The sequence below is a fragment of the Bacteroides sp. MSB163 genome (assembly GCF_036416795.1).
Classification (GTDB): Bacteria; Bacteroidota; Bacteroidia; order Bacteroidales; family Bacteroidaceae; genus Bacteroides; species Bacteroides maternus.
On the sequence record NZ_CP143867.1, the window covers coordinates 1497459 to 1511313 of the forward strand.

Genomic DNA, 13855 nt, shown 5'->3' on the forward strand with positions numbered 1-13855 from the left:
AATGAATAATAATTTCAACGCACCGTTATAGACAGACTCTTTGTATGCCCGCCAAACTCGGGTGCATAAGCCGATTGCACGGTAGCAATACCAGTCTGATAAGTTCCCGGACGGTCTATATAGACTTTGTATTCTATCTGAACAATGCCCTTCCTTAGTTTATCAATAAAGAATTTGGCAGAGGCATCGCGCATCACCTGATAATAACCGGTAGCATCGGATTGGCGGTATCCCGACAACGCCTCCTTTGGCTCCATGCAAGCGGCACGCGTATCTTTTATCTGAACGAAATCCATATCGCGATCCGCCTTCACGGTCAGCCGGACAATAAGCTCATCTCCCACATGCAAATCTGTTTTTGAAGAAACTTCCTTGCCATCTCTATAGTAAGCACGGGTGATTTTCAAGCCGTTGCCTTTTGCTGATTGCAATTGATCCATGTCCTCCAGGCATTGAGCATATACAGCTCCCCAACCTATTCCTGCACCTGTATGTGCAATTTCTATTTGCCGGGCTCCGACCTCATTACCGGAGAAAGAACGACGGACATACCCTAATGCATCATCAGGAGCCACTACTGTTGTCCCGGCTATTTCCGCTTTCATGGTACTGTTTTCCGCCAACCGGTTATCATCTCCACTCAAGAAAGCATACACAGCATCGGCAGTAGCTACCGGATTATCCCAAACCTGCATTTGTTTTTGCTTAAGCAACCATTGCTTCATTTCAGCAATTGCCAGCGGTTCTTTCAGAATACCGGATAAGGCTTCAATAGCAACCACTTGTGTCGGAATTCTGTAACTGCCCCATGAATACCGGGCTTTCGGAGTATCAAAATAGCGTCCCATCTCGGGAGTAGCAACGGAATATTCCAGAATGGATCGCGCCAATTCGTCCGCCTTCACCTTTTTACCCGCTTTATGCAGTATGGTAGCGATAAGTGCCCTGTCGTAAATCACATCACTCGGAGCACCGGCCTCCAATCTATCAATCATATACGAGTAGGCGGTTTTATCAGCTCGCTTTGCCACCTGCTCATCTAAAGCACAGATGTACAGATAATGCAAGGATTGCTCGCCGGGTAATCCGTTCCTATTGCCTTTCTTTTCATTTTCCTTCATCTGTCTGTATTCATCCAGCCATTGGGTATGGAGATAGCTTACAGCCTTTTCATACATTCCCTGCACCGGAAGGGTAGACGCACCCATTGTGCGAAGCCGTGCCAGCATTTCTACGATCCGGGTAGTGATGTAACGGTTCCCCGTCATCCCTTTATACCAGCTCCATGAACCGTCAGGGAGCTGCAATGCTTCCAGACGGGATACCGCAATACGATTACGGTTACTCATCATGTTCAAGTCAAACAAAAGCGCTATATTCCTCTTCCGCTCTGTTTCATCAAGAGCATCTGCCAGCCAGGGAGTTTCTTTAAGTAACAGCTCCTTTAATTCTTCCTTAGCATTAAGATTGCCCGGCAATGGGCTTCCCTGTATCTTCCAGCTTTCAAATACCTGCCGGATGCGGGGATTGGCATCGAGGATGGCCACAGACAATGAATTGGCATAGTAAGCACTTGCCCACGACAAGGCATCCTCATCCACAGGATTGCCAATGACGGGTAAAGCCTGTATGGCATACCAGTCAGGATTGGCCGTCAGTTCCACCGTCAGCCGTTTGTTTGTTGCAGTTTTACTTCCATCATTAAACAGACTCTCCAGTGTAACCGATTTACTTTCCGTACCATTCAATTGAACGGGTATCGCTTCAGCTACCCATTGTTTATCAGACAGAACCGGAAGATAATGCTGCTCGCCATCACTGAAATTGCCTCCCTCGGCAATAATCCGGCAAATCCAGACCGTAGCTTCATCCGGGGTTTCCAAATCAAAAGATACGGAAACGGTTGCTCCGGCAGGCGCACTGAATTCGTGTTCGCGGGTTGACAGAACCCGGTTTGTTTGCGGGTCAACCAGTTCCATTCGGGCTGTTCCCCGGATGTTTTCTTCCGACAGGTTGATTACTCCTGCACTGATGACCGGTTTATCGTTCACGCGGATAAAACGGGGCATATTGGGTTGCACCATAAACGGCTTGACAGCTTTTGCCCGGGCTGTTATCTGCCCGTAATCCATATCCCGGGTATGGGCAAGCCCCATGAACTTCCATTCGGTCAGGCTTTCGGGCAAGGTGAAAGACAGGCTTACGATCCCATTCGTATCCGTACGGAGGGCGGGATAGAAGAAAGCTGTTTCTGCAAAGTTTTGCCGGAGAGGAACGTATGGCGAACCATCATCCAATTCCACAGCCTCAGAGCATTCAAACACTGCTTCAATGGAGCTTCCGTCTTCTACTTCAAAACCGTCATCAGACAAAGTTTCAGCATCGAGGCTGATAGCTACGGGCTTCATCATCCTGCTATCCTGCTTTATACGAAAACCGTTCTCCGGATGCGGAACCCGCCAGAACGGAGCATTCAGGGTGCTATACACATCCCACCAACGTAGGCCGCGCAGAGTGCTGCCCGCATAGGGGAAGTTACTGTACATCCAGATAGAATGGCCTGAGAATATCAGGTTTGCACGGACACTGGGAGTGGAACGGGGAAAGTTCAGGTTGAAAGCCCAGTCATTGACATACAGTTTATCGAGGGAAGCGTCATAAAGAGTGGCGAGTAGTTGCGCATCGGCCGCTTTCTTGTCGGGATGCGTGATTTGGAGTTGCCATTCTTCCTTTCCCCCCGGTTGCAGCTTATCACGGAAAGTAATCCATTTCAGTTGCAGGCTCTTATCCGGGCGGGGACGGGCTATCTGCACTTGCTTGGTGTATAGTTTGCCCTCGCGCATAAAGGCGAAGTTCACGGTGATGCCGTCTCCATATTCCTGTTTATAGGGATAAGTAAACTGCCGGATTTCATTATTGAGAACCATCCGTTTGGATTCAATGCGCTTGTCGCCACAGAAGACATCGTACAACAGATAGACATCTTTCTCACTGCTGCCCACATACAGGCTGACGGGATACCCGTCATTAAACTCTGTCCCGTCCTGATAGAACCACTCCGGTGAATGTACCGGCAGGTGACGGTCTGCCAACGAAAAGAGAATGAAATCCTGCCGTGCCGTGCAGGTTCTTCCCTGCTCGTCGAGGGCTGACACTTCCATAGTGTAACGTCCCGGAGCAAGGGCCAGTATATCATCGGGAACAAAAGAGCGGCGGGTTTCGACTGTACGGCGGCATACCTCATTGGTTTTGTTTCCTTTTTCGTCCAAAGCATACACCACATACGTGGCTTGAAGCGTTACGGGCTGCCGGCTTAGATTCATAGCCAGCACCTGTATGGACTCCCGTTTCTCGCGAGCCACCTTTGGGCGCAGACCTTTAATCTGTAAGGCTACGGACTGTTGCCCTACAGGTAACGACAAAGTACCGCTTTCCACCTCTCCGGTCAGGTTGATGACCTCAGCCGTTATTTTATAGGTGTAGTAACGGCCCGGCCGGTCGGGCTTGAAATCATCCGGTTTACGCAGAAAGACCAGGAAGCGGAAGTTACCGGCTGCATCAGTCTGCACTTCACCTACTGCCAGGACAGTTTCATGGTCCGAAATCCTCCAGAATTCATTCTGCGAACGGGTGAGTTTATAATTGAGTTTACACAGTCCTACCGGAGCGCCTGCAAATGTTCTTACTTCGCCGCTAACTAATACGGTATCCCCCACGTTATAAGTGACCTGATAGGGATGGAAGACTACATCAAACGTCGGGCGCTTGTACTCATCCACACGGATATAACGATTTTCACCGCCTTGTACCGATAGTTCAAACTCTCCCGGAAGAAGTGTTTCGGGAAGCACGAAGTCGCCGTAAAAAGCCCCGAATTCGTCTGTAGCAAGAGATAGTTTGCCAATCTCCTGCCGATTGGCATCCCGCAGCACCACATCCTTGCGGACTCTTGAGAAGACGCGTATCGAATCACCCGATTGCTCATACGCTATCCCCGAAACATGCACCACCTGCCCGGGACGGTATAAAGCGCGGTCGGTGAAGAGGGAAACATGCTTTTCCCACTTCCGGGAGGCGGGCACATGATATCCCGCACCCGAGAAACCGGCATAGCTGATTTCCATATAGTCGGCACCCGGCTTACGGACGTTTATTCCCAGCCAGTTTCTTTCATCGGGCGGGGTAAGGGTAACAGTTCCTTTGCTGTCTGTAGGATAAGCCTTCAGCAAACGATAACCTTCTCCCTGCGACACACGGTAATACGCTACTTCCGTGCCTGCCACCGGATGTCCCGTCAGGCGGTCAATGATATTGATTTCCTGTTTTCCGCCGGGCAATCCCAAGGATATGGCTTGCAGGGAGGAAACATAAGCTTTTCCATAAGCTGTATACTTGCGATGGCCGTCAGGAATAGATTTTAATATATAAATGCCTTCGGTGGGAAATTTGTAACGCAGCAAGGTATCTGTTTCCATATAATCCGGGGTGGCTGCCAGTTGATAATGGCGGGTGCCGACCAATTTACCGTATTGACTTACGGTGGAAGCTGTTATTTCCCTTTCCAGGATATTGCTCGTAACGGGCAGGTTCATCCGGTAAAGTTCTATGGTCAGCCCGGTCAGATTGCGGTATTTTACTTTCAAATCCACTTCCCTTGCCGGATAAGCAAAGGGAATTTCTACCATCAGCCGGGGAGTGAGCACTTCTGCCACTTGTTCTTTCAAATCATTGGCAGAGGGTGATTGGGGATATTTTTTTAGTCCGGTTTGGGCGGCATGCAATTTGGCGGTATAATCCTGCATCCTATCGTAGCGTTCTGCCAGTTGGCAATATACCTCTCCGCAAAGTGGAGAAGCGGAGAACTCTTCGGCCCATTGTTTCAGGAGGGCTATTACTTGTTCGTCGGTCAGCCTCAACTTTTCATTTACACCGCCGCGACTGATGTCATTCCCTTGGTAATTCAGTTTATCGAGCATTAGCAATAGGCGGGCATCCGTCATACCTTGTTGTTGGTAGAAGTCAATCAGCCCGTCATAAATAGACAATATCTCGGTTTGTATTTTTTCGGCTAACACGGGATTGACAATGAAATAACCACTCAGCCGTGAAATGGCCTGCCGGGCAAGCAACTGATACATATTGTCGCCACAGTACTTCTCGCTCAGCTCTTTGCTGACAGTCATCGGGCGGTAATCCGCAGCGGACTTCCGTGAAAGTATATCTTTATCTTGTAGTGAAAGGCGGAAATAAGCAATGGCAGCGTCTATGGCAGCCTCATCCCTCTTGCCGGTATCGAGGGTGTAGTATCCCAGCAGATTATTCAGTATAGCTTTATACACCGGGTCTTTTTCTTCCGCCACCCAGGTTTTCAGTCCGGATAATTCATGGTCCAGACTATCGGGGGTGATGTCGATAGATAAGGATGCCTTTGTCAGATGGGCTTTCATCATCTGGGGCATGTTCTTCTCCTGTTTGGCGTGCTCGTAAATCTTTTGCAATTCTTTGATTGCAGATTCAGGTAGCTGCTTTTGTTCCAGAGCTTCAACCTGTTTCCACATTTGTTCGTACGACTGAGCGGAAACCCGAAGCGGCAGGCAGATAAGAATGCTTATGATGCCAGCCCAATAAAACATATTTTTCATCTGTGTTTTGATTAATGTCCGACAATTAACAGGTTCATTCACAAAGATATATTTTTTATCCGTAGGGTAGTAAAGCTGTTCAGACTTAATAACATAACAAATGCCAATAACAAAAGAAACCGGCTATCGGGAAACGCCTCATTCCCAATAGCCGGTTTTACCCGAGAAAACTATTCGCTTTTATTTTGTACTTGCTAACATTAAAGTAACATTATCATCATTCAGTTCATAAACAGTTTTTTCAACATTGCTGTTGTAAGCGTTGCTCTTGGAGTTCCAACGGGCGTAGCTCACTTCAATTTCATGATTATTATACTCCATATTCATTTTGAAGTAAGGAACCCAAGCTTCTTTCACGCTGTCCCACTTGGAAGCTTTCTTGCTGGTTACGCGGTTTTCGTTATCGTAAGTATACGTGTAACGGAGGTGGCGGAACAGACGTCCGTCTTCGTTCTTAAAGATAGTCTTCGCGGTCATCAGTTCACCGGTCATCTCTTCGTTCTTTACGTACTGGGTAGGATTGCTTGCACTTGCAGAGAAGTTCATTACGCTTGCCATTACTACTACCATCATTACCACTGCTTTTGAAATTAAGTTCGTTTTCATAATCGTTATTTTTTTATTGTTATTACTTCTTGGTTTTTGAAGGGAAGTCTTTGTCAACCGCCTTCGACAATATATAGTCAATTGCCGTGCCAAAACAATAAAGCATTGATTATCAGCAGATATTCATTTTCAGAGAGTGTTCATAAACGGACAAGTGTCCGCACAAAAGCGAACAACAAGTCATTTATATCGCCTGATATACCTATCTCTACCCGATTATCACCTCTTTTGCCAAATCTTCATCATCTTCCTGAGGACAGATAAAAAGCAATCAGTAAGTATAAATGCTTCATTCGCATTATATAACATAATGTTACCAAAATACTCCTTTTACTAACAGACACCTTTCTAAAAACACCCGAAACAGAATCCATTCGTACAATCTATAGAATATATATACACGCCTTTTGCATAAAGCAGGCAGTATATGCAATACCTATGCAAGGAACTATACTTCTTACACGAAGGAACTATATATCTGAGGCGCACAATCTATAGATGCAACGCGAAAGATCTATAGATGCAACACAAACCATCTATATATAGGAAACAAACGGTCTATAGATGGGAGACAAACCATCTGTATTCACTGCACAGACCATCTGTTTTTCTTTTATTAGAGTTGTACATATTTATGTATCACGCTATCAATCAACAAAATGTTGAATTCCGTTCGTTTCTTTCCGTTCGTCCTTACATCGGGACGGAAATATCGCATTCTCGTTATGCATAAAAAGCAAAGTGTCAAAACGAAAGTGACGCCCGTATTTACTGACCTTGGCAGAATAAAGCAAATTAGTTACATTTGCTGATGCACTTGAAAAAGCTATCGCCTTTCCCGTTATTATCATTATCTTTGCCAGTCAGAGCTTTTGATCTTTTTATGACCGAGTGGCGAATGTTCAAGAAAAGCCCCCGGGCACTCTTAAACCCTAATAAATTAATTAATAGACGTAAAATGGAAATTCAAAACAATATCTTTAACTATGCAATCCTGCTTAAACAAGTCAAGACACGGGTGGCACTCGCCCAAAAGAAGGCTATCTATGCAGCCAATGAAGAAATGCTTACTATGTATTGGGACATTGGCAAATTGCTGTTTGAAAGCCAGAAGTTGATCGGTTGGGGTAACAATGCGCTTGAACAACTATCCAATGACTTAAAGAATGACTACCCGAAAGTGAAAGGTTTCTCGCCACGTAATTGCAGATGCATGATTCAGTTCTATAAGGAATATAATCAGGAACTTACAATTTGGCAACAACCTGTTGCCAAATTAGAAATATCAAACTTAGCCCTTCCTGTTAAACAACTAAGTTGGTCGCACAATGTTATTTTGATGCAAAAAGTAAAAGACCTCAAAGCCCGATATTGGTATATGATACAGTGCCTCAAAAACGGTTGGGGGCGTAACTTTCTGGTCGAAGCCATCAATCAGGACTATTATAATGTTCATGGAGCACTGGCAAATAATTTCGATGCCACCCTTCCCGAAATACAAGCCAAGCAAGTAAAAGAAACTTTGAAAGATCCCTATATCTTCGATATGCTAACTTTTACCGACGAGTACGATGAACGAGACGTAGAGTTAGGTCTGATTAAACATATAGAGAAGTTCCTTCTACAAATGGGGGCAGGTTTCGCTTTCATGGGCAGGCAGTACCATATCAAAGTATCGGAAAAGGACTTTTACATTGACATTCTTATGTACAATGCCTTTATGCACCGATATTTAGTCGTTGAGCTAAAGCGGGGTGAGTTCCAGCCTGAATATATCGGCAAGCTGAATTTCTACTGTTCGGCAGTGGATGATATTCTTTGCCGGGAAGGGGATAACCAGACCATCGGCTTACTTCTTTGCCAGAACAAAGACCGTATCATGGCCGAATACGCCTTACGGGATGTACTCAAGCCGATAGGGATTTCAGATTATGAATTAGGCAAAGCATTTCCCCAAAATATCAAATCCGGGCTGCCGTCCATTGAAGAACTGGAGGATAAACTTAGTCAGGAGTTGCAAGATAATGAAGATACGATTTGAGTTTAGGACAGTCCTACCTTACTTTAAAAGTTCTACAGCAGTTCTTCCAGTGTAATACCACTATCCGCCCCCATCTTTTCCATACGGATACGTTTCAGGCGTTTCTTCACGGAATCCCGCTCCAGATGCATCACTTGTGCCATACTCGACTGAGATAATTGCATTTTCACCATGCAGCAGTAACGCAAGTCGTCTTTATTGAGACTTGGGTAAGTCTGCTGCAAGCGTTTCGTAAAGTTGTCGAAGATAATATCAGCATTCTGCACAATGTCATCCCAGTCTTCATCTGAAAGGATGACATTGCCGCCCTTCTCTAATTCTTGCACCACTTTCTGGCTTAATCTCCTGAAAAAGGTTTCCTTCAGCCTTGCTTCTTTTTGTTCCATTTCCACCATGCGGCGAAGACTCTCGGAAGTGACCTTACGCTGTTGCTTCAGTTCCTTTTCCTGTTGCACGAGCTGATGCTGCTGCGCCATCAGGCGATTACGGTTACGGCGATAGATGAGATATACCGCACTTGCCACCCAAACCAACAGCAAAGAGATTGTGGTCATCCAATACACATTACGCTGCCTTTCCGCAGCCCGGGTGCGCCAATACAGGTTTTCCACCGAAAGCTGTTCGTGTTTGTAAAGCTCCTGCAATGCAATGGCTTCCTCAGTATGACGATACTTTCGTATGGTATCGGACAACTCAATGAAACGTTGTAGCATAGGATAGGCATCTGAAGCACGGCCCATCTTATGATATATTTTCGCCATATTATTATAGGCATCGGCCACCGAAGAAGGATTTGGACTGGAGATAACTTTCTGAAAATAGTGATATGCCGAATCATATTGTCCCAGTTTCCCAAACAACTCCAACTTCGCCCCATAGAGCGAAAGAATTCTCACAGTATCCTTAGCCGGACGAAGACTTATAGACTTATTAATGTAGTCCAGCGCCTTGGTGGGTTCTCCCTTCTGGGAATAGATACTACCCAGATTTGTATAGATGAAAGGAAGCTGCTGAGGAACAGAATCGGCTAAAGCCGCCTCATAGGCCGCCTGAGCATAGTAAAGGGCGCTATCCAATTGATTCAGAAACAAATATCCGGTAGAAATATCGCACAAGGCCATATTCTTATAGAACATATTTCCCAGATCCAAAGCCGCTTTCAAGGCTTCTTTGGAATAACGCACCTTACCGGAATATTCTTCCTGATTCAGGCAGACAACTCCCAACCAGGTATTCACCCGGTAGAGCTGCTCATGATTACCACTATTTTGCAGGAAAAGCAGAGCCTTCAGAAAAGACTGCATGGCATCGCTCATCCGGTTAAGCCGTCTGTCCAGATGTGCTTTGCAGTAAAGGGCCCGTTCGGCATAAAGAGAATCGCCCGATTGGCTGAAATATTTAATTGCAGGTAGCAGCAGGGTATCTGTAGCCGCATTCAACTGTTGCTTCCTGTGGACAGCCTCGGACATCAGCAAGGCATAAAGTGCATAATCGCGCTTCGATAAGTTATGCAACGGTTCTTTAATCTCATTCATCACTACTATGGCACTGTCTGTCTCCTTTTCTGCCATCAGTTTCTCTGCCAAGGCCACACGATTATCAGGTCCACAAGCAACCAACATACCGCCCCACAGGATTATTCCTATCAAACTCTTCAATCTCATCTTCAATATCGTGTTATTCGTACGAATCCATCATCACTTCTCCAGTCTCTCCATGAATCAATATCACTCTGGCCATATCCGGCTGAATGGAATCGCGTATATCAATCTCCCATACCGGAATACCTTTTTGCCCGTCTATATACTGATTTACACTGACGTGGGTAGTATCTGATAAATTAATATTCCTCAGTTTGGCAAAGATATGAATATCCCTCCATGTATATTTAAAAGCTTTTTCATTTTTTTCGTGCAAACAAGAATCAGACACCTGTGCCTGCTCATCTTCAAGGAAACGAACTTCTACTTTTTCCGATACTTTTGTTGTGGTCACCGAATTGATCTTCCGTATTACTCCCCATCCCAGCCAGCCGTCTTCCAACTCTATTTTAAGATAGATGCCTCGTTCACCGCTGAGCCGATATGCAGAGTCAATGGGCAAGTAGATGCGAGTGTAACGGTCACCTTGTATAAATATCTCTCCATAGGAAAACGTATTCAGCAACCATGAGGCAGAACGTGGATTGTGACTCTTACGCGTCCTGTCGTGGGGAGCGATATTGACAATTATATACTCACGGGTCTGTACCCCGGAAGTAAAGCAACTGTTCAGCCAGAACAGAAAGACGACCAGCACATTGGTACATAATCCCACTACAATACCTCCGCACATAAAGGCATAGACGAAGTTTCTCCAATGATACCACTTCCCAGTGCTTTTCTTATAGATATAAACCATCCAGCTACACATCGTTATCGTCATAAGGAGAATAACGATTTTCCGGTTCAATCCTAAATAGCTGCCGGAAGAGAATGCAGTATGCATCAGCATTTCCTCTTCTATATACCACATCCTGCAATGCAACAGGAAAAGAAAGACAAAGACAGGCACCAGGATTTTCCATAGTGCCGTTCTTTTCTTCAGCTGCCGTCGGGAGGCATCTTCGCCCTGAACCGGTTGCTGTTTGGGCCTAAATTTCTTTCTACTCATAAATACAGAAAAGCGAGCGGACATTCAGAAAGGCAAAAGCAAAAAGCAAAAGGCCAATAAATAAAATCAGCTTTTTCATTATGTCCTACAATTTAAGAATCAATCGTTTTCCGCATCTTTAAGCATCTGCCTTATTACATCCGCATGATCGAGATAATCGTTTCCTGATAAGGTCAGGACATTGGTCAGACCGATAATATTGCTGTCAGAATCGTAAGAAGTCAGTAAGCAATACATCTCCTGCCCTAATTTATCCTCTTCCACATGAATCTGAACCGGTGCGCTGTATGCTCCGGGCAACTCTGCCAGATACTCAAAGTCTTTTCTGAGAAACGCTTCCAGGATTCTGTTTATATCGGTTTCATCGCGCTTGAACTTCTTCAAACCCACCTCTTTGATCTTACCCCCACTCTCGCTATTATAATAATCGAAATTGCTCAAATACGCTGCAAGCAGGCATATTAATACAGCAATTACTCCGACCGTCCGAACCAACCAACCCGCTACAGGGATAAAACCAGGAAAAATAACAATAATAACAGCGACTACAGCCAATCCATAATAAAGCATCGGCTTAACATTGTTCTTTCTTTTTTCAAATTTCACCGGGTTTGCTGCATAGAATTCACCCATATAGCTTGGGTAGAGTTTTGTTTGATTTTCCATAAATATTACTTTTTATAATGATTAATAATAGTTCCATCTTTCCTGGTTATCGTATGAAAACAAAAGTAAAAAGTAACCTGTAAATAATGAAACAATCGTGGGGGATAAATGAAGGGGACAACCCACAAACTAAACAACTGTTTTTCAAATAATAACTCGATAGAAAGGATAGACAAATAAGGGGACATTTGCATAAAGAGACTGACTCCACCCGCAGCTTTTCATGAAGAACCAATGAAGGAGCAACATTACCTGCTACCAGATATATTTTCTTGCTTGTCCCCATATTTTTATAATTACTACTATCTGATTCACTTTTCCGAATCGGATAACATCTTTTTCTGGAATCAGATATTTTCTCTGATTCATCTGCAAGAAAAGCAACTTCCTTTATAACTTGTATTCCAAAAAAAAAACGGGATGATGAAATTTATATCTCATTATCCCGGTATTTACATTCTTAATTACTAATGTTTCATTCTTCCAGCATCAGCCCCACACCTTTCACCGTTTTAATGCTGACTGATGAATCTTCAGCTATCAACTTACGGAGTTTTGTGACGAATACATCCAGGCTGCGGGAAGCAAAATAATCATCTTCCGTATTCCAGAACTTATCAAGAATGGCTTCACGACGTACTACATCACCTCTGTTCTCACAAAGCATTTGCAACAGTCCTGCTTCACGGGCGGTCAATGTCTTGTTTTCACCGGATGAATGTTTCAATATGGCGTGCGTAGCATCAAGCACATATTCCTTTCCAATCTTGTAACATTCGCTTTCGTCCTTACTCTTTTCACCTTTGGAGAGTTTCAACAAAGCATGAATATGGGCATCCAGTTCTTCGGGAATGAAAGGTTTCTTGATATAATTGTTGGCTCCCAACTCATAGCCTTTCAATACATTTTTGGGAGAAACCAAACCGGAAGAAAAGATTATAGGCGTCTCTTTATCCACCTCACGGATACGTTTCACCATCTCATAACCATCCATGACGGGCATTTCTATATCCGAAAGAATGACATCGGGATGGTGCTCCCTCCACATTGCCAATCCTTCTTCACCATTGGCAGCTGCCAACACTTCATAGCCCTCTATGATATCTTCCAATCCGCTCTGAACGATGTAACGCAGGCTGGGATCGTCCTCAACTAACAATAACTTTATTGTATCCATGTCTTTGATATGAATTGTATTAACTTCCAGTTGTATGCCACAAAAGTAATAAATTATTCGTTAACCCGAAGATAACATTGCGATATCATTCATTCTTATACTAATTATCGCAAACATGCTCTTCACAATAGGATATGCACAACAGGCTTGCACAACTGGCACATCTCAATAATCCGGTACATATCAAGAAAGATTTAGGAAATCATTTTATCGGAAATGAAAACTTTGGCGGTCTAATCGTAGGGCCTCCACCAAAGTCACCGCCGCCACGTTTATCAAACACCACGTTGCGCAGAATTTCGTACATTATTCCGCCTACATCCAATCCCAGCTTAAACTTCTCGAAGCGATAATAAGGTATCACAACGGGAACCGTCTGCCAACCTCCACGCATGGCATCGTAATAGCGCTGGGCACCGACCTCCATACCAAAACGTTCGGACATATCAAGAGATATCGTAGCACCATAACTATTAGTGCTCATCCCGTAAGAATTACCGATATCATACGAACCGAAGACATTGAAGGCAACCCGGTCGGAAGCACGATAAGTCAGCCTACCCGCAGTACTGAAGGCTTGCCCAGTGATACGAGACATATTTATCTTCATGGCATTGGCACGAAGTTGCAATGATAGCCGATCATTAAAGATATGCTGATATCCTAACGAAGCATTATTGAAACGCCCGATGCCCGGAATACTGGTCTGGCCCCCGGAACCGAATACCGCTCCATGAGGAAATTGCCTTAATACGCCTCCCGTACTATAATCGCCCCGGAATAGCGGAGAAGGATTTATATGATAAGGGATACGGAGTTCCTCTTTCAAGGAGAAAGAAGGCAAATCACCTAACTGTATAGGATTTATCAAAGGATATACGTTTTTTTCGGGAAGCAGGTTGACGGATGGAAGCTGAAATGTAGCTTTCGGCTTTATCAACATACTATCAAGAGTGAAGCGTGTACTATCTTCCTGTGCAGAAAGCAACTGCAAACCAGAAATGAACAGAAAAAATAATCCCCAACGAATTGGGAGCCAAGATATGCCAACCCTGCGTGTCATAATCTACC

8 protein-coding genes are annotated in these 13855 nt (G+C 44.6%); 1 reads left to right on the top strand and 7 read right to left on the bottom strand.

Annotated elements, in window-relative coordinates; genetic code table 11:
* Nucleotides 1-14: 14 nt before the first annotated feature.
* A complete protein-coding gene (locus VYM24_RS05165) occupies nucleotides 15-5642 on the bottom strand; it encodes an alpha-2-macroglobulin family protein (RefSeq protein ID WP_330941644.1) in 5628 nt (1875 codons plus the stop codon).
* A 180-nt stretch (nucleotides 5643-5822) separates the two neighbouring features.
* A complete protein-coding gene (locus VYM24_RS05170) occupies nucleotides 5823-6248 on the bottom strand; it encodes a DUF3836 domain-containing protein (RefSeq protein ID WP_330941645.1) in 426 nt (141 codons plus the stop codon).
* A gap of 958 nt (nucleotides 6249-7206) precedes the next feature.
* On the opposite strand from VYM24_RS05170, the gene VYM24_RS05175 reads away from it, so the two are divergent.
* Nucleotides 7207-8289: a PDDEXK nuclease domain-containing protein gene (locus VYM24_RS05175; protein WP_291549779.1), complete on the top strand. Its 1083-nt coding sequence runs from the start codon at nucleotides 7207-7209 to the stop codon at nucleotides 8287-8289.
* A gap of 32 nt (nucleotides 8290-8321) precedes the next feature.
* On the opposite strand, the gene VYM24_RS05180 is transcribed toward VYM24_RS05175, so the two are convergent.
* The 5 genes from VYM24_RS05180 to VYM24_RS05200 all read right to left on the bottom strand — a co-directional run bounded on the left by VYM24_RS05180 (nucleotide 8322) and on the right by VYM24_RS05200 (nucleotide 13847).
* Complete coding sequence (locus tag VYM24_RS05180; RefSeq protein WP_330941646.1) at nucleotides 8322-9953, bottom strand: tetratricopeptide repeat protein; 1632 nt, start codon at nucleotides 9951-9953, stop codon at nucleotides 8322-8324.
* A gap of 13 nt (nucleotides 9954-9966) precedes the next feature.
* Nucleotides 9967-10941, bottom strand: a complete 975-nt coding sequence (locus VYM24_RS05185; protein WP_330941647.1) for a hypothetical protein — start codon at nucleotides 10939-10941, stop codon at nucleotides 9967-9969.
* A 99-nt stretch (nucleotides 10942-11040) separates the two neighbouring features.
* A complete protein-coding gene (locus tag VYM24_RS05190) occupies nucleotides 11041-11607 on the bottom strand; it encodes a hypothetical protein (RefSeq protein ID WP_007211368.1) in 567 nt (188 codons plus the stop codon).
* Nucleotides 11608-12082: 475 nt separating this feature from the next.
* On the bottom strand, nucleotides 12083-12784 hold the full coding sequence (locus VYM24_RS05195; protein WP_117692942.1) for a response regulator transcription factor: 702 nt from the start codon (nucleotides 12782-12784) through the stop codon (nucleotides 12083-12085).
* Between the two features lie 202 nt (nucleotides 12785-12986).
* The gene (locus VYM24_RS05200) at nucleotides 12987-13847 is read right to left on the bottom strand and encodes a hypothetical protein (protein ID WP_330941648.1); all 861 of its coding nucleotides are present in this window, start codon (nucleotides 13845-13847) and stop codon (nucleotides 12987-12989) included.
* Nucleotides 13848-13855: the final 8 nt, after the last annotated feature.

Bases quoted from the DNA above. Each gene is read 5' to 3' on its own strand.
- VYM24_RS05175 (WP_291549779.1), top strand. From the start codon at position 7,207: ATGGAAATTCAAAACAATATCTTTAACTATGCAATCCTGCTTAAACAA.
- VYM24_RS05190 (WP_007211368.1), bottom strand. From the start codon at position 11,607: ATGGAAAATCAAACAAAACTCTACCCAAGCTATATGGGTGAATTCTAT.
- VYM24_RS05195 (WP_117692942.1), bottom strand. From the start codon at position 12,784: ATGGATACAATAAAGTTATTGTTAGTTGAGGACGATCCCAGCCTGCGT.
- VYM24_RS05200 (WP_330941648.1), bottom strand. From the start codon at position 13,847: ATGACACGCAGGGTTGGCATATCTTGGCTCCCAATTCGTTGGGGATTA.
- VYM24_RS05170 (WP_330941645.1), bottom strand. From the start codon at position 6,248: ATGAAAACGAACTTAATTTCAAAAGCAGTGGTAATGATGGTAGTAGTA.
- VYM24_RS05180 (WP_330941646.1), bottom strand. From the start codon at position 9,953: ATGAGATTGAAGAGTTTGATAGGAATAATCCTGTGGGGCGGTATGTTG.
- VYM24_RS05165 (WP_330941644.1), bottom strand. From the start codon at position 5,642: ATGAAAAATATGTTTTATTGGGCTGGCATCATAAGCATTCTTATCTGC.
- VYM24_RS05185 (WP_330941647.1), bottom strand. From the start codon at position 10,941: ATGAGTAGAAAGAAATTTAGGCCCAAACAGCAACCGGTTCAGGGCGAA.